Below are 448 nucleotides of genomic sequence, written 5' to 3' on the forward strand. Positions count from 1 at the left end.
ACCGGGTGGTGGTGCCCGAGATGAACCTCGGCCAGCTCGCCCGGCTGATCCGCGCCGAGTACCTGGTCGACGCCCGCTCCCACACCCAGGTCAGCGGCATGCCGTTCAAGGCCGAGCAGCTCGCCGACGCCCTCCAGGCAGCCCTCCGGGAAGGACCGACCGCCCATGTCTGACAACGACGGCACCGCCCGCAACGGCACCGCCCGCAACGGCACCACCGCCCCCGCCGCCGCGCTGCCCGCGCTCTCCCTGGTGCCCAGGGCCGCCGCCCCGCAGACCGCCCGGGACTTCAAGACGGACCAGGAGGTCCGCTGGTGCCCCGGCTGCGGCGACTACGCCATCCTGGCCGCGGTGCAGTCCTTCATGCCCGAGCTCGGCCTGGCCCGGGAGAACGTCTGCTTCGTCTCCGGCATCGGCTGCTCCTCCCGCTTCCCGTACTACATGAACA

1 pseudogene is annotated in these 448 nt (G+C 72.5%); it reads left to right on the forward strand.

The features are described from left to right. Positions 1-165: 165 nt before the first annotated feature. Positions 166-448: pseudogene (locus tag LO771_RS30080) on the forward strand (2-oxoacid:ferredoxin oxidoreductase subunit beta); the annotation flags it as partial.

The organism is Streptacidiphilus sp. ASG 303 (genome assembly GCF_020991365.1).
GTDB lineage: Bacteria > Actinomycetota > Actinomycetes > Streptomycetales > Streptomycetaceae > Peterkaempfera.